Source organism: Eubacterium sp. BL-380-WT-2B (assembly GCF_009696115.1).
GTDB lineage: Bacteria > Bacillota > Clostridia > Eubacteriales > Eubacteriaceae > Eubacterium > Eubacterium callanderi.
Window position 1 is genome coordinate 407,198 of sequence record NZ_VUMP01000006.1, and the last position, 19,534, is coordinate 426,731.

The 19,534-nt window shown below is 47.6% G+C and carries 19 protein-coding genes; 6 read left to right on the forward strand and 13 right to left on the reverse strand.

Translation table 11 applies throughout. From position 1 onward, the window contains the following. Window positions 1-85 precede the first annotated feature (85 nt). From FYJ53_RS14205 to proC, 8 genes are all read right to left on the reverse strand, one after another. Window positions 86-1,345 carry an Nramp family divalent metal transporter gene (locus tag FYJ53_RS14205; protein ID WP_148428742.1) on the reverse strand — a complete coding sequence of 420 codons (1,260 nt, stop codon included), beginning with the start codon at window positions 1,343-1,345 and terminating at the stop codon, window positions 86-88. Between the two features lie 109 nt (window positions 1,346-1,454). Further along, the gene (tsaD, locus tag FYJ53_RS14210; protein ID WP_148428744.1) at window positions 1,455-2,465 is read right to left on the reverse strand and encodes a tRNA (adenosine(37)-N6)-threonylcarbamoyltransferase complex transferase subunit TsaD; all 1,011 of its coding nucleotides are present in this window, start codon (window positions 2,463-2,465) and stop codon (window positions 1,455-1,457) included. 12 nt (window positions 2,466-2,477) lie between these two features. After that, entirely contained in the window at window positions 2,478-3,185 is a 708-nt protein-coding gene (locus tag FYJ53_RS14215) for a TIGR01906 family membrane protein (protein ID WP_154557388.1), read from the reverse strand. After that, window positions 3,178-3,621: a ribosomal protein S18-alanine N-acetyltransferase gene (gene rimI, locus FYJ53_RS14220; RefSeq protein WP_195840256.1), complete on the reverse strand. Its 444-nt coding sequence runs from the start codon at window positions 3,619-3,621 to the stop codon at window positions 3,178-3,180. The genes FYJ53_RS14215 and rimI overlap by 8 nt, the downstream gene beginning before the upstream one ends. 1 nt (window position 3,622) lies before the next feature. Then, window positions 3,623-4,315, reverse strand: coding sequence for a tRNA (adenosine(37)-N6)-threonylcarbamoyltransferase complex dimerization subunit type 1 TsaB (tsaB, locus tag FYJ53_RS14225; protein ID WP_154557390.1), 693 nt, complete (start codon window positions 4,313-4,315; stop codon window positions 3,623-3,625). A gap of 138 nt (window positions 4,316-4,453) precedes the next feature. Next, window positions 4,454-4,840 carry a MerR family transcriptional regulator gene (locus FYJ53_RS14230; RefSeq protein WP_090413428.1) on the reverse strand — a complete coding sequence of 129 codons (387 nt, stop codon included), beginning with the start codon at window positions 4,838-4,840 and terminating at the stop codon, window positions 4,454-4,456. A gap of 83 nt (window positions 4,841-4,923) precedes the next feature. Next, window positions 4,924-7,545, reverse strand: coding sequence for a glycoside hydrolase family 3 C-terminal domain-containing protein (locus FYJ53_RS14235; RefSeq protein ID WP_148428750.1), 2,622 nt, complete (start codon window positions 7,543-7,545; stop codon window positions 4,924-4,926). Between the two features lie 19 nt (window positions 7,546-7,564). Further along, on the reverse strand, window positions 7,565-8,374 hold the full coding sequence (gene proC, locus FYJ53_RS14240) for a pyrroline-5-carboxylate reductase (RefSeq protein ID WP_154557391.1): 810 nt from the start codon (window positions 8,372-8,374) through the stop codon (window positions 7,565-7,567). A gap of 178 nt (window positions 8,375-8,552) precedes the next feature. Here proC and FYJ53_RS14245 point away from each other — a divergent pair, with 178 nt between their 5' ends. The 4 genes from FYJ53_RS14245 to FYJ53_RS14260 are packed head-to-tail and all read left to right on the forward strand — an operon-like array spanning window position 8,553 to window position 13,460. Then, window positions 8,553-9,296 carry an ABC transporter ATP-binding protein gene (locus FYJ53_RS14245; protein ID WP_013379338.1) on the forward strand — a complete coding sequence of 248 codons (744 nt, stop codon included), beginning with the start codon at window positions 8,553-8,555 and terminating at the stop codon, window positions 9,294-9,296. Window positions 9,297-9,305: 9 nt separating this feature from the next. Then, on the forward strand, window positions 9,306-11,267 hold the full coding sequence (locus FYJ53_RS14250) for an FtsX-like permease family protein (RefSeq protein WP_154557392.1): 1,962 nt from the start codon (window positions 9,306-9,308) through the stop codon (window positions 11,265-11,267). 38 nt (window positions 11,268-11,305) lie between these two features. After that, a complete protein-coding gene (locus tag FYJ53_RS14255) occupies window positions 11,306-12,868 on the forward strand; it encodes a sensor histidine kinase (protein ID WP_148428754.1) in 1,563 nt (520 codons plus the stop codon). Then, on the forward strand, window positions 12,846-13,460 hold the full coding sequence (locus FYJ53_RS14260) for a response regulator (RefSeq protein WP_148428756.1): 615 nt from the start codon (window positions 12,846-12,848) through the stop codon (window positions 13,458-13,460). Before FYJ53_RS14255 ends, FYJ53_RS14260 begins: the two co-directional genes overlap by 23 nt. Before the next feature lie 35 nt (window positions 13,461-13,495). Here FYJ53_RS14260 and FYJ53_RS21175 read toward each other — a convergent pair whose 3' ends face one another. Genes FYJ53_RS21175 through FYJ53_RS14275 form a run of 5 tightly spaced genes read right to left on the reverse strand, consistent with a single transcriptional unit; the run spans window position 13,496 to window position 17,555 of the window. Continuing rightward, window positions 13,496-13,642, reverse strand: coding sequence for a hypothetical protein (locus tag FYJ53_RS21175; protein WP_013379334.1), 147 nt, complete (start codon window positions 13,640-13,642; stop codon window positions 13,496-13,498). 9 nt (window positions 13,643-13,651) lie between these two features. Next, entirely contained in the window at window positions 13,652-14,809 is a 1,158-nt protein-coding gene (locus tag FYJ53_RS14265; protein WP_148428758.1) for a uroporphyrinogen decarboxylase family protein, read from the reverse strand. Between the two features lie 25 nt (window positions 14,810-14,834). Next, window positions 14,835-16,211 (reverse strand): MFS transporter, encoded by a 1,377-nt coding sequence (locus FYJ53_RS14270; RefSeq protein ID WP_013379332.1) that lies wholly within the window; start codon window positions 16,209-16,211, stop codon window positions 14,835-14,837. A 29-nt stretch (window positions 16,212-16,240) separates the two neighbouring features. After that, entirely contained in the window at window positions 16,241-16,387 is a 147-nt protein-coding gene (locus FYJ53_RS21180; RefSeq protein ID WP_013379331.1) for a hypothetical protein, read from the reverse strand. A 10-nt stretch (window positions 16,388-16,397) separates the two neighbouring features. Next, a complete protein-coding gene (locus FYJ53_RS14275; RefSeq protein WP_013379330.1) occupies window positions 16,398-17,555 on the reverse strand; it encodes a uroporphyrinogen decarboxylase family protein in 1,158 nt (385 codons plus the stop codon). A 197-nt stretch (window positions 17,556-17,752) separates the two neighbouring features. Between FYJ53_RS14275 and FYJ53_RS14280 the strand changes: the two genes are divergently transcribed. Both FYJ53_RS14280 and FYJ53_RS14285 read left to right on the forward strand, forming a co-directional pair. Next, window positions 17,753-18,415, forward strand: coding sequence for a TetR/AcrR family transcriptional regulator (locus FYJ53_RS14280; protein WP_013379328.1), 663 nt, complete (start codon window positions 17,753-17,755; stop codon window positions 18,413-18,415). Window positions 18,416-18,437: 22 nt separating this feature from the next. After that, window positions 18,438-19,529, forward strand: a complete 1,092-nt coding sequence (locus FYJ53_RS14285) for a PolC-type DNA polymerase III (protein WP_041689826.1) — start codon at window positions 18,438-18,440, stop codon at window positions 19,527-19,529. Window positions 19,530-19,534 lie beyond the last annotated feature (5 nt).

The following is a 19,534-nucleotide window of genomic DNA, read 5'->3' on the forward strand; positions in this document are numbered from 1 at the left end:
ACGCCTGCCATAAACATAAAAAAGGCATACGTTAAAACAACGTATGCCGCCACACATTATGATTTATTTTATAATCCAAATTCCACTAAAAGCTACTCACCAGCAGCATAATATTAAGCGCTGTAACCAGCAGCCCGACGATCAGCAGGATCGTAAAGTCGATCTTGCCATTGGCAAATTTCCCCATGATTTTCCTGGAGGTTGTCAGGTAAATCTGCAGGAAAATCGTGATGGGCAGCTGTATGGACAGAAGCATCTGGCTGTAGACCAGACCCATAAAAGGGTCGGTGACAAAGAAGATAATGACCAGCGATGCCAGAAAGATGCCAATAATCCCCAGCTGGCTGTGGCGGTCATGAATATCGTAGGGCTCCCTGAACATCCCCGCAACAATGGTGCCGCCCGCCATTCCCGCGGTGACGGATGAGCTGATTCCTGCCAGCAGAAGGGCGAAAGCAAAGAGAAGCGACGCACCCGAGCCCACCAGCGGCTTGAGCATATCCGCGGCCTGCGAGAGCTCTGTGACCTGAAAACCCGCTTTATAAAAGGTCGCTGCCGCCATCAGGATCATGGCGCTGTTGATGGCCCATCCGATAATCATGGAAACCAGCGTATCTGTAAACTCAAATTTCAGCTGATTTTTAATAACAGATTCTTCCTTCGTGTTCCATTGGCGGCTCTGGATAATTTCAGAGTGAAGAAAAAGGTTGTGCGGCATTACCACCGCGCCCAGCACACTCATGATGACCAGCATGGAACCCGGCGGTGTTGAGGGCTTAACCCAGGAAACAGCAGCAGCGCCCCAGTCGACATGGACCATGAGTATTTCGATTAGAAAAGAAACGCCGATTAATGACACAAACCCGATAATCCAGCGCTCCAGCTTTTTATAAGAGTTGCTTAAAAGCAGAAAAAGTGCCAGGGCAGTTACCAGAATCGAGCCAATTTTTATGGGGATCGAAAAAAGCATTTCCAGCGCAATGGCGCCGCCCAGCACCTCCGCCATAACAGTGGCGACGGTTGCCAAAACTGCGGTCGATAAAACTGGTACGCTGAGCCATTTGGGCAGATACTGGCTGGCAGCCTCCGACATGCAGTAGCCTGTCGCAATCCCCAGATGGGCGGCATTGTGCTGTAAAATAATGAGCATAATGGTCGATAGTGTTACCATCCACAGCAACGAATAGCCATACTCTGCCCCAGCCGCCACATTGGAAGCCCAGTTGCCAGGGTCAATAAAGCCCACTGTAACCAGCAATCCTGGTCCAATGTATTTTAAAATTTCAAGACCACCTTTATGCTCACTATGAGGGCCGCCCCGAAGCCACTGCCTGATTCGATTCAAATCGGATGCACCTCTTTTCAGTTACATTAAAATCGGCATACGCTGTTTGACGTAAACCGATGTATATTATGGTTCTGTTCAAATCAATCACAAAACGCTTGTATATCGTTTATCTGCTGCCGATTTTCAGTCCCGGCACAGCGTTTAAATACAAATCGCTTTTTACACCATTGATATAGTTATAATAAGCCATAGAACCGATCATTGCCGCATTGTCAGTACACAATATGGGTGCCGGGTAATAAAGCGCAAGGCCGTTTTCCTTTGCCTTTTCCTGCATCATTTCCCGCAGCAGGCTGTTGGCCGAAACACCGCCTGCCATACAGATTTTATCCACCTTTTGCTCCAGCGCGCAGTGAATGGCCTTTTCAACCAGCACCTCAATGACGGCCAGCTGAAAAGAGGCTGCCACATCCTCCACGACAATGGGCTCTTCCTTAATCTTTTTGCTATTCAGGTAATTCAGCACCGCGGATTTTAAACCACTGAAACTGAAATCGTAGCTGTCCTTTTCTAAAAATACCCTTGGGAACTCCACCGCATGGGAATTTCCTTTTTTTGCCGCTCTGTCGATGGCAGGACCGCCGGGATATCCCAGCCCCAGAACCCTCGAAATCTTATCATAGGCTTCTCCTGCTGCGTCATCCCTTGTTTTTCCGATGATTTCAAAGGTCTGGTAATCGCGTACCATCACCAGATGGCTATGGCCGCCGGACACCACCAGGGTTAAAAAGGGCGGCTCCAAATCGGGATGCTGGAGAAAATTCGCAGCGATATGCCCTTCAATGTGATTGACGCCGATTAAAGGCAGACCCAGGCTGTAGGCTAAGGCCTTAGCCTCAGAAACGCCGATTAGCAGAGCGCCTACCAGCCCCGGGCCGTTTGTCACAGCGATGGCGTCAAGGTCTGAAAAACTGAGACCGCTTTCCTCAAGAGCCTCTTCGATAATATACGGCAGTTTCATCACATGATTTCTGGATGCAATCTCAGGCACCACACCGCCATATTTTTTATGAATATCAATCTGTGAGTAAATCCGGTTGGTCAGTACTTTTCTTCCGTCCTCGACCACTGCCACCGAGGTTTCATCACAGGATGTCTCAATGCTTAATATTTTCATAAAACTCACTTTCTAAAATTTTCTTTTTGAATTTTTCATAAACTTTCTCTGGGTAAGACGCTGGCTGAAAAAGCCGCCGCCCGCTGCGCAGATCAGGTAAACCACTGCTGCGATAGTGACGATTCTCAAGCCCAAAGCAATAAAATAAGGCTCAGGCACAATGTTGATCAAGACACTCTCATTCGGGTCCAGATACCAGTAGTCGTTGGTGAAAATCAGTCTGTGCGCTGCCTGAAAAACAGCGGTAAAATCAAAAACAGCTGCCAGACCGGACGCCAGAAGCAGTACCAGACCGAAAACAGAACCGCCAAACACAGCTTTGGCCATCGCAGCCCGGTTCCAGAAAAAAAGCAGAACAAGCCCTGCCAGAAGCAGAACACCGCACACTGCCTGAACGATCACCGCTACCTTTAAAAGGCCGCGCACATCCTCCATATGAATCAGCTCCTCCTGATTAAAAAGCGGCACGTACAGATCATTTTCCTTCTCGGCATAGATATTAAAATCCTCACGCTCTCCTTTCAGGAAAGCAAAAATTTGCTCGGTCACAGCCGGCAGTTCCTTAGAAGCAATACCGGTTGTCTGGGACACATTATTTTTATCCAGCTGATCCAGAAAAAAGCCGCGGTTAAACACCGCAAACTCCATCGAGGTTATAAGCACAAAAACAGGGAAAACAATCCCTACAATAATCGCTGTCGCTAAAGATTTTTTATCCAAGATCACCCCTCCTCATCATAAGGCCGTTCACGCGGTCCGGGTAATAGTTCTCACGAATACTGGCGGCCGAGAAACCCATTTTTTTGTAAAGGCAAATCGCAGCTGTGTTGGTTTCCTTAACTTCCAGGGTCATACAACTGCATCCCCGAGCTCTGGCGGTGCTGAGCAAAGCCTCCATGAGCAGGGTGCCCAGGCCGTTTTGCCGGTATTTTTCAAGAATACCGACATTCATAACCTGGGCCTCATCCACCACGCACCAGATTCCCGCAAAGCCGGCCACCTGTCCCTCTGCCTCCACCACCAGATATTTTGCAATGGGATTATTATATTCATTGATATAGGACTCGAGCGACCATGAACCCAAGCCGCAGGCCTGTCCAATTTCGTATAATCGGGGAGGGTCCTGCTCCTGCATCTCGCGTATTTTTGCTTTCATGCTACTTTTTCTGCTCTTCAGCATAGGAAGGACGAATGTAAACCGGCTCGACGCTTTTGAAATCCTGCCACTGTTTTTTAAGGGCGCGCTCAACCGCCAGAGTACCCGCCGATGAAGCCCGGTTCATAGATAAATGCTGCTTCACCTTAATGATTCCCGGCAGGGCCTCGACCATTGTTTCATAAAAACGCGGAACGCCATCTCCCAGCAGATAAATCGGACCATCGGTATAATTCTGTAAAATTCCGATAAGCGCCACGATATCCATGACGGAATCCTCAAGCTCGGCCACCATGCCCTCCTCCTCGTTAAAGCGGAACAGGCCCGTATAAACCTGTGACCGCTGGGCGTCAAGGATCGGGCAGACAACACCGTCTGCATAGGGCAGGTTATAGGCCAGTGCTTCCAGAGTAGAAATCGGGATCACCGGCTTATCAAGAGCCTGAGCAAAGCCCTTGACCGTGGCCATGCCAATGCGCAGCCCTGTAAAAGAGCCTGGCCCGTTAACAATCCCAAAAGCGTCCATATCCTGAATGGTCAGACCTACGTCCTTCAGCATATGGTCGATAGCGGGCATCAGCTTTTCAGAATGTTTTTTCTGAAAATTGACAATGGTCTCACAAATCAATTTATTTTCATCCACCACCGCCGCGGTTGCAACGATTGTGGCCGTATCAACTGTCAAAACTTTCATGGTTAACCTTCTTTATCTTTCTTTTACTTTTTATTATAGCCCAAATGATCTGAAAATAAAACTAAAAAAGCCTAAACTGCAAAAACAGGCGCATGCCGCTTTGGCACGCACCTGTCTAACTTACTTTACTTTTAAATTCTAGTCCTCTCTTTTTTGAAGGCGCTTTTCAGCGGCATGGATTCCCTCCTCATAGTGCTCGATCTTCTGGTTCAGTCGCTCCAGCGTGCTCTGCATTTCTTTCATACGCTCAGCCAGCACATCCCGCTGTTCAACCAGAATGGACTTGCGGGCTTCGACAGTCATGTCCCCCTGCTGAAAAAGGGCAACATAATCGATCAAGGCCTCAATGGGAAGTCCAGCCCCGCGCATACATTTAATAAACTCGACCCAGCCGCAGTCATTTTCTGTAAAATCCCGAATCCCGCTGGCGCTTCGGTTTACTCGGGGGATCAGTCCAATCCGTTCATAATAGCGAATCGTATCCGCAGAAAGATTATATTTTTTTGCCACTTCCGAAATGGTCATGCCTCTCTACCTCCAAATTAAAATTCATTTTATCTGTGTCTATACAGCATAACATTTGGAGTCCACTTCAAGTCAAGCAAAATTTATATTTCTTCTTTATTATCTTTTGGAATCAGCCTCAGCTCTTCGTCAATGGTTGTGAGCAGGCTGTAGGGGTAATACTCATCAGGGATCAGCTTCTGTACCTTGCGCATGGTGACCCCCATACTGATGATCATGTCCATAATTTCGCCATGCATATACTCGTCCGGGCAGTATTTCGCCAGAACAGCCCTTGTTTCAGGGTTCGCCATCAGGTCGCGGACAGGGCAGTCTACTGTGTAAAAAGCATTGTCCTCTTTTTTGCCAAAAATACCCTCCAGCATAGATTGGAACCAGTTCCTCTTTTCTTCCTTGTCCTCAAAAAGGCAGCGGATGTCAAATGTCTCGCTGTCATCCTCGCCGTTGACAAATTCCAGAATCCGGTCCACACTTTTATCGCTCAACAGCCCATTGGTAAAAGTGACAATTTTAGAAACCGGGGTGCCGTGCAGCATTGTCATAAAAAAGTTGTCCTCTGTATCAATGATTTTCCCTGTCACACTCTGAAACTGGGACATGATCACCTCGATCACCTGCCGCCCCCTCGGGTTTGCCATGAAGTCATCCATATAGGAATACCGCGTGAGTTTCGGAAGTGGCGGCGCAGGCAGCGCAACCTCCGCCTCAAGGCGGATATCCCGGCTCGATGCACCAATTAAAACCATATGCAGTCCTTCCTCCTGCGTCCAGGCGTTTCTGGTCGGGTTAAAATAAGCAAAGTCATCTTTAGAAAGCTCGAAGACAACCACCTTTTCCTCTCCAGGCTCCAGATCAATTTTAGTAAAGCCCCTCAGCTCCCGAATGGGACGCTGGACTTTTCCATCCGGCTTTCCAGTATACAGCTGAACCACTTCTTTTCCCGCGCGCTCTCCGATGTTTTTGACACGGCAACTGGCCATCACTGTGCCATCATCCGCCGCTGAGGCCTTCATATCACTGTACTCAAAGGTGGAGTAGCTGAGTCCAAACCCAAAAGGATAGCGCACCGGCCGGTTCACATAATCATAATAACGGTATCCTACAAAAATACTCTCGCCATAGTTTACACTGTCCTCTGTTCCAGGAAAGTTGATGTAGGCAGGCGTGTCCTCCAGACGCATGGGAATGGTCTCCGCCAGCCGCCCCGATGGATTGACGCGGCCAAAGAGAATGTCTGAAACGGCAGCGCCTACGGCCTGACCGCCCAGCCAGGCTTCCAGAACGGCCTTTGGCTGATCTTCAAATTCCAGGTCAACCACACCGCCGTTGAATAATACAACGATGGTGTTGGGCTGTTCCTCACAGACACGCTGGATCATTTCCAGCTGGTTTTCGGGCAGCTTAATGGTGGTGCGGTCATAGCCTTCGGATTCCAGCTTGTCTGGCAATCCGGCGAATACCACTGCCACATCAGCCTTTCCGGCCGTTTCCACAGCCTCTCTTACGATTCTTTTGTGTTTTTCATCAGAGCTGTCGGAATAACCCTGGGCGGTCAGCAGCTTCACCCCGTCCGCTGTCTCAGCGGCAATGGCGTCATAGGGCGCCTCGATCCGGTAAGGATTGATCTTCGAACTTCCTGAGCCCTGGTATCTGGGGTCAAAGGCCATTTTTCCGATAACAGCAATGGTCTTTAGTTTTTCCTTGTCTAAGGGCAGCAGACTGTCTTCATTTTTGAGCAAAACCATACTTTCAGCCGCAACGCGGCGCGCCAGCAGGTGCTGCTCATTGATGTCCACAGGCTCTGGCGTGCCGGCTGCCTGGCGGTTTTCCTCTGCCTCAAGGGCAAAGGCAATGAGCCGCTCCGCCATTTCATTGAGCCTTGTCTTTTTAAGTTTTCCTTCCTTGATGGCGTCGAATATTTTGTGATCATTGACGCCGCCGCTTCCCGGCATTTCAAGGTCAAGCCCGGCCTTCACACCCTTTACCCGGTCATAAACAGCCCCCCAGTCTGTCATCACAATCCCCTCAAAGCCCCACTCATTTCTCAAAATTTCTGTCAGAAAATGCTTGCTCTGGGATAAAAATTCGCCGTTTACACTGTTGTAGGAGCACATAACTGCCATTGGCCCGGCTTCCTTAACCGCAATCTCAAATCCCTTTAGATAGATTTCACGCAGGGCGCGTTCGTCAATAAGTGCATTGACAGTCATCCGTCGTGTTTCCTGATTATTCCCAAGAAAATGCTTTAAGGTCGCGCCGATGTGTTCCTTTCTGGCGCCCTCAACAAAAGCCTTGGCCAGATGGCCGGACAGGTAGGGGTCCTCCGAATAATATTCAAAATTCCGGCCGCACAGAGGCGAACGCTTAATGTTCAGCCCAGGGCCCAAAATCAGGTCGACGCCTGCCGTGCGGGCTTCCCGGGCAATAGCGGACGCCATCTCCCTGATCAGCGATTCGTCAAAGCTGCAGGCCGCAAGGGTCGCCGGAGGAAAACAGGTCGCTGGGAGACTGTCACCCACGCCAATTTTCCCCTCCTCCTTTTCGGTCTCAACCCGCAGGCCGTGAGGGCCGTCTGACATCACCACTTTGGGAATTCCAAGCGCCTCATAGGATTTGGTCTCCCAGTTATTTTCACCAGAACAGAGTGACGTCATCTGCTCCAAATTCAGTTTTCTTCTCAATTTAGTAATTAAAGAAGAATCCATGCTCAAAACCTCTTTTCATTTATTTCTTCAATAAGCTGATGGACTTAAGTGCGCACGCGTCAACCGCTGAGATCACTGCGTCCCGGAAGCCGGAAGCCTCCAATGCCCGCACTGCCTCGATGGTCGTGCCGCCGGGTGTGCAGATCTGGTCCTTTAAAACTGCCGGATGCTCTCCTGTTTCCAGCACCAGCTTCGCCGCGCCATATACCGACTGGGCGGCCAGACGGTAAGCCTGGTCCCTGGGGAACCCGTGCAGCACTCCGCCGTCAGCCATGGCTTCGATCAGAAGCATGGTGTAGGCTGGTGCGGAGCTCGCGATGGAGGGCACCACATTCATCAGCTTTTCGCTTATGATCTCAACCCTGCCAAAGCTTTTGAATATGGTCATAACCGCTTCAATATCCTGCTCTGTCATCAAATCATCCGGACAGACCGTCGAGTCCGATTCACCGACAAAAGCAGGTGTACTTGGCTGAGTCCGAATCACCTTAGTATCCTTACCCAAAATATCCTTAACATCACTGAATTCCACACCCACTGCAATGACAATCACAATCACATCTTTTTTGGTATGGCCGGCAATCTCCCGCAGAACATCGGCATAGACAAAGGGCTTAACCGCCAGCACTAGGTAATCCGCTTCACTGGCGACACCGATATTTGATTCGGCCGTCCGAATGCCAAATTTTTCAGCCACCTTTCGGCGCTGTGCCTCCGATGGGTCGTAAGCGATAATTTGCGCCCCTGTAAAGAGACCGCTGCTCACCACACCGCCAATCATGGCCTGAGCCATATTGCCGCATCCAATAAAACCAATTGTATTTTTCATTTTAATCCTCCGTCCGTTCAATTATTTTTAAATTGTAAACCTCAAAACTCAATTACACCTTTATTTTAAACCTCTTTCACCCTTTATACAAACAAATTATGCGCTTTTTACTCACTCATTATTTTACGGCCCTCTGTATAATAAGAGCAAGCTTAATAAAAACAAGGAGAATAAAATCATGTCTGTTTTACTGAATGCGCAAAATCTGACCAAATATTATGAAAAAAACCAGCGTCCAGCTCTGGATCATGTCTCATTTAAAGTATCCTCCGGTGAGTTTGTGGGGATTATGGGCGCCTCTGGCTCTGGGAAAACCACCCTGCTCAATGTCCTGTCCACCATTGATTCCCCCACCGAGGGGAGCATCACCCTCGGCGGGATTGATATACAAGGGCTCAGCGGCAATGCCGCAGCCGATTTCCGGCGGGACCGCCTTGGCTTTATCTTTCAGGAATATTTTCTGCTCGACAGCCTGACCGTTCAGGAAAACATCGCCGTACCGCTTACGCTGATCGGCGCTCCATCCCACAAAATTGACACAATGGTTCAAAAGCTGGCAGAACGTTTTGGCATCGCTTCCCTTTTAGGCAAATACCCCGCCCAGCTTTCCGGAGGACAGCGCCAGAGGACCGCTGCGGCAAGAGCCCTGATAAAAAGCCCCGACATCCTCTTTGCCGACGAACCCACAGGCGCACTGGATTCCGCCTCAGCAGCTGCCCTCCTGAAAAAGCTCAGCGAAGTAAATGAAGCGCTCAAAACCACCATCCTCATGGTGACCCATGACGCCTATGCCGCCAGCTTTGCAAGCCGTATCCTCATTTTTAAGGATGGACACATCACCAAAGCGCTGCACCGAAAAGAGGAGACCTCTTCCCATTTCTATCATCAGATTCTAAACGCTGTCTCAAACTTAGATCAATAGGAGGCTTTTATGAAACTCTTTGACCTTGCCTGTAAAAACCTTAAGAAAAATTATCGCTTCTACCTGCTGTATTTTCTTTCTGTTACCCTTGTTCTCGCGGTTTACAGCTGCTTTAAGGCTTTTTCCATGAATACTTTAGTCATGGAGAAAATATCTGAGGACGGACGGGTTGAGACAATGACCAGTGTGGTCTCTGTGCTCCTCATGGCTTTTGTCCTGTTCTATATGGCTTATTCCAACAGCTTTTTCACAAAACGGCGAATGGGAGAGCTGGGTATTTACGCCCTGCTCGGCTTTCGAAAAACAAAAATAATAAAGCTTCTCTTTTTTGAAAACCTTCTGATCATTTCTGTTGCTCTGCTTTCAGGCTTGATCATCGGCAGCTTTTTTCATAAAGGCGTGGTTCTTCTGCTGGCCGTTTTTCTGAAATTAAAAATTAATCTGTCCGAAGTGCCGCTTTTTAATCCAGCTGCACTTTCTCAAACAATCCTGTTTGTCGCGGCCGCTTTAATTTTTCTTCTCCTGTCCAATGGCTTTTTTTTAAAAAAGGCCAGTATCCTGTCCATGGTAAGGCTTGAAAAGAAAAGTGAAAAGCCCTTAAAACCGCACCCTGCTTCGGCTGTTCTTGGACTAGCATTCCTGGCTTCTGGCTACTGCCTGGCTTTTAATATTACCGCAGGTACCCGCTCCCTCTGGGTCAGTGTTGGATTTCTGCCCATGGCCGGGCTGACCTTTCTTCTGGTCACCGCTGGAACTGTTCTTTTTATCCGCTCCTTTCTGCCCTTTGGCGTCCAGAGCATCCGCAGACATAAAAAACTGTTTTACAGACCGGATACCATCGTGGTTTTACCAAAATTTGTCCACCGTATCCGCAGCAACGCGCGAATGCTGATCCTGCTCACCCTCCTCTCTGCCGCAACCCTTGGTATCCTCGGCTCTACGCTCTGCACCTACTCCTTTTCGGAGCAGGGTCTTTCCAGAATCACCCCCGCTGCCCTTGAGTTTCCAGGCGATGATCCGAAAAGAACGCAGGAGGCCCTCAGCCTTATCCAGCGCCATCACCCTGCGCAGGATTATCAGGTCATTGAAACCAGCCTGCTGATCGCTGCCTCCGACTCACCTGAGCTTCCCGATTTTGAGTATACCAGGAAAAACAATGGCCCGCATTTTGCCATTATGAGCGAGACCGACTACCACCAGAGGATGTCCGCCATGAAAAAAGCCTCCGCACCGTCTCTCGCGCAAAATGAAGCGGTCCTCGTGCGCTATCTGAGCGGCAGCAGCCTGTCTGCCGGAACCGCCTATGACCTCGCATTGCCAGACGGAACATCGCAGCGTGTACATATCGCAGAAACCACTCTGGACAACGCTACCGGCTTTGCCAACGAAGGCGTTGGAACGCTGGTTATTTCAGACGCCCTCTATTCCTCACTAGTGCAATCGGGCCTTGAAACGGCCTCAGTGGTCAGTATCTTTGGGGACAGTCTGTCAGAGGACTCCACCACAGCCGAAGCCCTCTTACCACTTTTCGAGGATGACTACCGTTTTGCCAGCGCCTGCCTTAAGCGGGATGAATTTCTGATTGCCAGCAGTCCAAATCTGCTCTTAACCGCCTTTGGCGCGTTCATATTTTTTATTGCCATGGGCTGTATCCTCTATTTCAAAAGCGTCTCGGATACCAGCTATGACATAAAGGATTTTGAGATTTTAAAAAAGCTGGGCTGTCAAAATAAAGCCCTGCACCGCATCATTGCAAAACAGAACCTGATCCTTTTCAGCATTCCCTGTATTCTCGGCGGCCTGCACAGCTTTTTTGCCCTGCAGTGCTACAATGCCCTCATGCCTCAAATCATCAGCAGCACTGCTCTGCTGCCGCCTTTTATGCTGTCCTACGCTTTGTATCTTCTCGTTTTCGCACTGTACTATATCATCACGCAATACGCCTGCTGCCATATCGCCGACAGAGCCTGATTATGCTATAATAAAACTATCACAAAAAGGAGAACGCCATGAAAAGACAATATCTTCACTCTCTGCTGCTGCTTATCCTCCATCAATTGCTCCTGACTGTCTTTTTGTGCTGCGAATTTTGGCTTCACCTGGATTTCAAAGCTGAAGCGGTGATGCCGCTGTCGGTCATTTTACTGACAGACTCTGGCGCAGCTTTTATCCAGCTCCAGAACTACCGCTCCAATTCCTTTTTAAAACATTACACCCTGGTGTTGGTCTTTGTGTCCTGGTGCATGCTCTTTCTGCGGCTGGAGATCCCGGTTTTTTCGGGGCTTGGCCTCCTGCTCTACGCACTCCTGCCTCTGGTGCTCTCCCGCTTTTTCCTGAGCTTTATTTTCCAGGCATCTGGCTACTCAGGCAAGAAGCCTATTTTATACCTTCAGCTGACACTCACACTGCTGACACTGGTGAGCTTTCCCAGTTCTTACCTGTTTAATCTGCTTCTGGGTATTCAGTGGCTGGTAAGCATTTCCTCCTTTGGCGTAATCCTTCTGGCCAATAAAAAAAGAAGCCTGTACTTTTTCAGACAGGAAGGGCGCAGCCTGCTGATTTCTCTGCTGCTGATTCTCCTTCCTGCTGTTCTGTACAGCCTCGTCTTCCGGTACAACCCTGTCTTTCTGTCCAACACTGGTCTTTACGTTCTCATCGGGCTGCCGCTAGTCAGCGTTCACAGAATTTTAAAAAACAGCCTGCAAAATACCTCCGAAAGTGGTCGTCCAGCAGTCTCTTTCCTTTTATCGCCCATTGCTCTTTTCGGTGCGGCTGTTTTATCGGCGCTTGGCTGGTTCCTTGCCTTGCCTGTTATTGCAATTTTTATTTTGTTGCACACGGCACTTTGGTTTATTCTGCTTTGCTATTTTGGTGCGACTTATCAAGCGCTCCGGCTTTCGGCTAATAAGAGTAATACTCTCTACAGCGATCCCCTCACCTCGCTTAACCGTGAGGAAGGTCTGAAAAAAGAGTTCTCAAACTACCTTCACGATGCCGTTCTGCAGGATCTTCTGTCGGTGAAAAACCTGGCAGCAAAGGCAGACCGCCCCGAGATCAGAACCTTGATCATCAGTACCTTAAATCGGCTGAACACTTCCATCCGTGATGAAATGCAGGCCTGTTCACCTGCGCTTTTAAGTTCAATGACGCTGAGGGAAAATTTTGAAAAGCTGCTGGAGGGCATCGCGGAAACCTATCCCTTAAAAAAAGTTCAGGTTCGCCTGGACTGCCCCGATGATCTCTTCCTCATCGAGCCCTATAACCGCATCGTTTTCCGTTTAATAAAAGAGCTGGCAAATAACTCCTTTAAGCATTCCAACGCGTCAGAAATCAGGGTCTGCCTGTCTGTGGAGGACCGTTGTGTTCTTCTGTCTGTCCTCGACAATGGAACAGGCTTCACAACCCTGCCTTCCGATCTTTTCAAGCATAAGGGCCTTGCATCTGTTTTGGAAACCCTCACAGCAGCCGGAGGTGCTCTGAATATTACGCCCAATGAGCCTTCCGGGCTTTGTGCTTCTGTAGCCCTCCCCATGAAAGGAGATACTTCTTATGGACATTTTATTGATCGATGACCACGCTCTTTTTGCCAAAAGCCTTGAAATTGTTTTGGCGGATATGCCTGAAATCGAGAGCTTCACGACACTCCAGAACCCATCAGAGGCTGCCGCGCACATTCGCCGGCTTCATCCGGATATCCTTCTCCTCGACATCAATCTCGACACAGTCAGTGATGTAGACGGCATTGCGCTTGCTTCTGGGCTTAAAAAAGAATTCCCCGGCCTGAAGCTTGTCTTCCTGACCGGTTACGACCTCCCGGTTTACCGCCATGCCGCCGAAAAGCTGGAAGCCTGTGGTTTTTTAAACAAAAATCTTGATCCTGACAGACTGCTTGAAAGCCTGATCCAGATTAACAAAGGCGTCCCTGTCTTTCCCAGGGCAAATGAATATATCGAAGAACTGACCGCAACAGAAACGAAAATTTTACAGCTATTATCAGAGGGGTATAAGCGCAAAGCCATCGCTGAGATACTTTTTTCAAGTGAGCGCACAATTTCAAACCATATTCAGCATATTTTTGACAAGCTCGATGTCTCCTCCTCGCTTGAGGCTGTGACAAAGGGCATAAAATTAGGCTATATCCGTCCTTTCTACCATAAAAAATAAGCCCGTCCCACAATGGGGGCAGGCTTATTTTCATTTCACATTAGCATAAACATTGCAAAGCTGAACATCTGCTCCTCCAGCGCCTGGAAGGTGTCCTCCGCCATGGGAATATCTTCTTCCGCAATGCCATACTTTTCCATATTTTCGTCTAAATTATTGTAATACTCTGATTTAATCTCCATTCCTGCCTCCTAATAAACCGCGTATTCTTTCACAAAACGCAGCAGTGCCTGATATTTATCAATTTCCACATCGCTGACTCTGAGAATGGATTTATCCAGGCTGAAGATATAGCGCCCTCCAGGTGCCAAAATGTCAATGATTTCTTTTGCCTTGTCCTGAATCTCATTCAGTGTTCCTGTCTTCAGCATTGCCAGCGGATAGAAGCCAGTAAGTATGAACTTGTCTCCCAGTTTTTCCTTAAAGACCTTCGGATCTCCAAACTCAGCCATCAGCTGGCATCCTGCGGGCAGCTCACGAATATAATCAAGAAAGCGTGTGAAGTCATGCTCGAGGAAAATCGAGACGTTCGTATTTGTTTTTACCAGCTCCTCCACCAGCTTTTTAAAGGTCGGCCAATAAAAGCGTTCAAAATCCTTTTCCTTCATATAAGGCGCCATGTGCAGCGGAATCATACAGCCCCCTGCCTTTTTCGGCGTTCCCTTGGCGCCAGTCTTGATCATCAACGGCAGAATCGCTTCGCAGGCAGCCTCCACTTTGTCCGGCACACGCCGGATATCCATCATCATGCCCGTGAAGGATCTCAGCAGGTCAGCGATAAAATCAAAGGGAGCGTCGGTCTGGGCAAAGGCTCCTCCAAGATTTGACTTCCCATATTTCAGGCACAGCTCATTTTTAGCGGCCCCAATCTGCCCCATGGTGCTGTAAAAGGTATGGAAGCCCTTTGCCAGCGCTGCCGAGGACAAGGGCCAAGGCTTATCCAGCTCAGTATACAGTCTTGGGATAACGCTGTCCCATAAAAATTGATAGGGCTCTGCGATCAGAACGTCGTATTCTTTGGGTTCCATGGCCGCAATCTCAGGGTGCTGTAGAAAACCATCTGTCCCCATCACAAAATGCTTTGCCCCCAAAATTTTATAAAAGTGGGCAAAACGGACGGCTGTTACGCCGAGATTATCGCTCTCAAAGTCCTGCGCTGCTTTTTCCATGGCGTCGATCAGGTATTTTATATCATACTGCTGTGTCTTAAGATCATAACCGGCGTATTCCAAGGCCGCCGCGCCATCCATGTTCAGGTTGATGGGCACGCGCTTTGGTATTTTACCTGCGCGCACATCCATATAAAGCTGATTTCGTTCCTCTGTCATTTTATGTAAATTATTCTCCATTTGTCTCCCTCTGTTCCACCCGAACTTAATTTTTCCGGTTCATCATCTCTTCACGCATTTCTGGCAGTTCTTTTTCATTGATATTGTAGAAAAACAAAAATACAACGCCAACAAGGAGTAATCCTGCCGGCAGCAGCATCGAGATCATGTTAATGCCGCTCACCACCTGGGCTGTTGGTTCAACCCCGGCCTGAAAGCCGGTTGATGCCAGCCCGAAGGCAGCGATGCTGGTTGAAAAGACAGCTGCAACCTTAATGGACAGCTGGAATACGCTAAAGATTGCTGCTCTGGCGTTTTTACCGGTTCTATACTCACCAAAGTCAACAATGTCTGCGTACATGGCTGTATTCACAACATTCCCAAGGGAATAACCCAGGTACCCGATGGACGCCAGAATCGTAACCAGTGTGGGATTTCCGCTGTTTAAAAACATCAGTACAAAACATACCGCCATCACAGCGTTGCCGCACATATAGGTCGTTCTCTTGCTGAGCTTTTTAGTGATAAATGGAACCAGCGTCGCCCCGATGAACAAAAGAATATTAACAGAACCAAAGAATACAGCAACCTTGGCCGGATCGTTGACCACATATTTAAAAAAGTATGGGAACATCGAAAATACCAAAAGGCTTGCTAGAATCCGGGTAACGTCGGTCAGGAAAAGCAGCAGCAGCGGCCGTGTTGTCACAATCTGTTTGAGCATATCCTTCACGGAAGGCCCATTATTTTTAGTGTCCTTAATTTCTTCCTTACTGCTCATAACTTTGCGGTCTTTAGTTGCAAAGAAAAGAGTCAGATAGGTAAAGACGATCATCAGGCCCACGAAAACAGCTGTCACCAGGAATCCCTGCTCGGTATAAGCGTTCGCGCCGCCAAAGAAATAAATCATTGGAATCAGCGTCCAGCCGGCAATAATTTTACCAATGGCAGCCCCCTGGCCACGGAAGGTGGAAAGCTGCACCTTTTCCTTGGGATCATCGGTTAGGGATGAGTTCATGGAGGTATAGCCAATGTAGGCCACATTCGTTGAAATACAGAAAACCGCATATACAATGGCTCCTACTGCAATCAATGCCGCCTGCGGCAAAAAGCTCAGATTAACAAATAAAATCGCGTTGGTGATAAATATACATATCGCACCGATAAACAGCCACGACCGGTACTTGCCCCAGGGCAGATGGCTTTTTTCGATAAACGGCCCTAAAATCGGAACACTGATGGTGTCTATAATCCGCCCTACAGTCATGATGATCCCTGCCGTTACCGCCGAAATACCAGCTACATCGGTAAAAAAGATCAACAGATAGGAATTTGACAGAGTTACCATCATCTGGAATCCAACATCTGCAAAGCCATAGGAAAATTTTACAAAATTCCCCAGTTTTCCTCTTGTATCATTCATTATTTTTTCTCCCTCTCTACCGTATCTTTTCATATCAAAAGCTTGATGATAAATCCGAACAGTTTTTCCTGCGTTGCCTGCCAGTATGGCTCCAGATAAACATTTTCCTCATAATCCAGACCGTTAGCCTCACAGTATTCTTCCCAGCTCGCCAGATAGTTTACTTCCTGATTCATGATTGACCTCCTAATATTTTCCGTATTCTTCCACAAATTCGTACAATGCCTTAACATTTTCAGGTGTTCCGTCATTGGGGTATGTAATGCCTTTGGAAACCGTGAAAATATAGCCTCCGCCGGGTGCCAGAATATCCATTTGCTTTTTGGCCTCATCGATAACCGCCTGCCTTGTTCCATACTGCAGAAGCGATACATCGTAACCGCCGGTAATACACATCACCTTTCCAAGCTTGTCCTTAGCCAGCTGATGATCCATGTATTCAAAAACACCAAGGATACGGCCCTTTGGCAAATCCTGCAGATAGTCGTAGTAACGCGTCCAATCCCCCTCAAAATAAATGCGCATGTATTGTCCTCTTGCCGCCATCCGTTCCACCAGCTCTTTAAAGCTTGGCCACCAGAGTTTTGCAAAGTCCTTTTCCCGCATAAATACAGGCATATGGAGCGGCATACTCACCAGCTTGCCCGGTACTGCCGGGAGCTGCGCTGCCAGCCGGTCCATCAAGGGCATCACCGCTTCCGCTGCTGCTGCCACCTTCTCAGGCTGTCTCCGAATGTCCATGGTTATGGCAGAGAACCCGCGGATCATATCGGCGATATAATCCATCGGTGCCTCGACAAGTCCTCCACCGGTCAAAGGAAGGCCATATTTCTGGCTCACCCGGGCTGCTTCCATCAAAATCGGCGTATTCATATCATTCTGAATACTCATGGCCCGTACCAGCGAAACGCTGCTGCTGCCATTGGCCGGGTCTAAAGCCTTGTAAACTCTAGGCAGTATCCTGTCGACAATACACTTAAAAGGATCTGCAATCAATTCGTCGTATTCCTCTGTTTTCATACAGCATACTTCAGGGTGCTGCATGATGCCTGTTTTCCCTTCATTAAAGCTCTGTGATTGTAATGATTTGTAAAACAAAGGATTTCTTGAAAATAAAAACGGCGCTGTATCTGTTGCAAAATCCCGGGCCAGCTTTTCCATGGCCTCACCCATGATTTTAGGATCGACTGTCGAACCCTTAATCGGATATCCAGCGTAATCAATGGCCCAGTATTCACCAAACCTTGTTTCATGGGGCACCCTGTCTGGCTGCTCAAGACTAACCGCCTGAATGTAGCGCTTTTCTCTCTCTTCACACAACTTCATAACGTTCGCATCACTCATAATTTCCCCTCCCTATTTTTGAATATAAAATTTTATATTCAATTTTATATTCAATATAATATACTCCGACCGTTTTTTTGTCAAGTATTTTATCTTAAATTTATTTTTTTTACAAAATAACATTTTCATCCTTTAAATCGTGCGGTTTGTAAACAATTATGTTATAATAATTAAAATAGTTTAAAATCGAGGATACTATGGCACAATATAAAAATGGCATTGAAACAAAGAAGAAAATTTTACAAACTTCAAGGGAGCTTTTTTATAGATATGGCTACCGCCAGACGACCATTGCGATGATCGCTGAAAAGGCCGATATTCCAGTCGGACTGGTTAATTACTATTATAAAAAAGAAGCACTGGTTGGCAGTATTTACCACGAATTTATACTCGCGATCAACGAAATGGTTGATGATCAGCTTGCAGCACAGCTGGAAAACCATCTTCAAAAGCATATTTTGTTCAATCATATTTTTTATATTAAAATTTTTGAAGATCCAGCAAATAAAAGCCTCTACGAACTCCTTCTCACCAAAGATCTGGTTTTAAAGGAAACACACCAGTTTGTGCGTGAATCCATGATGGCCGTTATTTCAGAGTTTGACTTGCACATCCAAAAGGAAGTGTTTCAAAAGCTGATGATCGCTGAGTATGGGGCAAGGAAATATCTTCTGAAAGACTGCTTTGAAACCTTGGATCCTGTAAAATCAAAGGATTTTATCAACTTCCTGGCAACCATAACCGTACGGCTTGCAGGTATTGACACAAATATTATTGAAAAGAATTTAATAAAAGCGGACAGACTTCTCAAACTTCTCGATACCTCTGACATCTGCTTTTTAATTAAAAAAGACTGCTAATTGATATTTAAGGACATTTATCATGAAATCTATGCTATGCCAATTTAAAAAAGTTCAGACAAAACCTCTTCCTCATATTCTCAAAGTTATGAACATCAGCGAAAAAAAGCTTTTTGAACTTTTTGAAATGTGGATTAATCAGGGAAATATCACCCCTGTTCATCCGGTTTTTAAAGAGCTCAAAAAAAGGCGCGATGCCGAAATTAAAAGAAAACGTCAGGAAAAACAGGAGCTTGAGCTTTTAAAGTACAAAGAGCTCCGCCAAAGAAAATATTCAAATAAGCAAATCGCAAAAGAAATGCATTATCCTTATGACAAGCTCAATTCCTTTCTGAAAAAATGGTATAATACGCTCAGGCGACAAGGTTTAAGCAATGAGGCTATCGCTAAAGAGCTGAACGCCAGCAAAAATGAGCTGACCCCCATTATTCTTGCCTATGAAGAGCGCCAGCGAATGCATGAAGAAATGCGCAGACGCCGCATCGCGGAAAACAAACGCTATGCCAAGACTCATCTCAAACGTATCCGCGAGGATCTGAAAGGGCCCTCCGAGTACTTTATTTTTGATACCGAGGCAGTCCAGTGCCCGGATGAGCTTATCGAGATTGCCGTCATCGACTGCAAGGGTACCACTGTGTATAACAGCCTGGTAAAGCCCAGCCACAAAATCAACTGGCGTATCAGCTCACTTACCGGCATTACCAATCAGATGGTCATGGACAAGCCTTCCATCCATCAGGTAATGCGTGATCTGCATGATCTGATCGCCGGAAAAACACTGATGTCTTGGGGCATTGACTATGATTCTGTACTGCTGAGAAAATCCATTGATTCCACAGGCATCGATCTGAACTGCAAATTCTGCTGTGCACAAAAAATTCATATGGGGTTGGTGGAAGACATCAACCAGATTGCTCTCCAAAGGGCCGCGGACTGTGATATGCAGAACCACCGGGCTCTGGATGACTGCAAACTCGTGCTGGATGTGCTCAGAAAGGATATTGAGATGATTGACAATAAGTCCGCTGGTTTCAAACAGCGGACACCTGCTGAAAACAACGGCGGCAATACGATCTTTATCCCGCGGTCAGAGCCGCTTGCCGCTACACCCTAAAAGAA

Coding starts and splice junctions, on each gene's coding strand:
- FYJ53_RS21175 (WP_013379334.1), bottom strand. CDS start 13,642: ATGGAGATTAAATCAGAGTATTACAATAATTTAGACGAAAATATGGAA.
- rimI (WP_195840256.1), bottom strand. CDS start 3,621: ATGAAAGCAAAAATACGCGAGATGCAGGAGCAGGACCCTCCCCGATTA.
- FYJ53_RS14285 (WP_041689826.1), top strand. CDS start 18,438: ATGAAATCTATGCTATGCCAATTTAAAAAAGTTCAGACAAAACCTCTT.
- FYJ53_RS14245 (WP_013379338.1), top strand. CDS start 8,553: ATGTCTGTTTTACTGAATGCGCAAAATCTGACCAAATATTATGAAAAA.
- FYJ53_RS14260 (WP_148428756.1), top strand. CDS start 12,846: ATGGACATTTTATTGATCGATGACCACGCTCTTTTTGCCAAAAGCCTT.
- FYJ53_RS14230 (WP_090413428.1), bottom strand. CDS start 4,840: ATGACCATTTCGGAAGTGGCAAAAAAATATAATCTTTCTGCGGATACG.
- FYJ53_RS14235 (WP_148428750.1), bottom strand. CDS start 7,545: ATGGATTCTTCTTTAATTACTAAATTGAGAAGAAAACTGAATTTGGAG.
- FYJ53_RS14255 (WP_148428754.1), top strand. CDS start 11,306: ATGAAAAGACAATATCTTCACTCTCTGCTGCTGCTTATCCTCCATCAA.
- tsaB (WP_154557390.1), bottom strand. CDS start 4,315: ATGAAAGTTTTGACAGTTGATACGGCCACAATCGTTGCAACCGCGGCG.
- tsaD (WP_148428744.1), bottom strand. CDS start 2,465: ATGAAAATATTAAGCATTGAGACATCCTGTGATGAAACCTCGGTGGCA.
- FYJ53_RS14280 (WP_013379328.1), top strand. CDS start 17,753: ATGGCACAATATAAAAATGGCATTGAAACAAAGAAGAAAATTTTACAA.
- FYJ53_RS14275 (WP_013379330.1), bottom strand. CDS start 17,555: ATGAGTGATGCGAACGTTATGAAGTTGTGTGAAGAGAGAGAAAAGCGC.
- FYJ53_RS21180 (WP_013379331.1), bottom strand. CDS start 16,387: ATGAATCAGGAAGTAAACTATCTGGCGAGCTGGGAAGAATACTGTGAG.
- FYJ53_RS14270 (WP_013379332.1), bottom strand. CDS start 16,211: ATGAATGATACAAGAGGAAAACTGGGGAATTTTGTAAAATTTTCCTAT.
- FYJ53_RS14265 (WP_148428758.1), bottom strand. CDS start 14,809: ATGGAGAATAATTTACATAAAATGACAGAGGAACGAAATCAGCTTTAT.
- proC (WP_154557391.1), bottom strand. CDS start 8,374: ATGAAAAATACAATTGGTTTTATTGGATGCGGCAATATGGCTCAGGCC.
- FYJ53_RS14250 (WP_154557392.1), top strand. CDS start 9,306: ATGAAACTCTTTGACCTTGCCTGTAAAAACCTTAAGAAAAATTATCGC.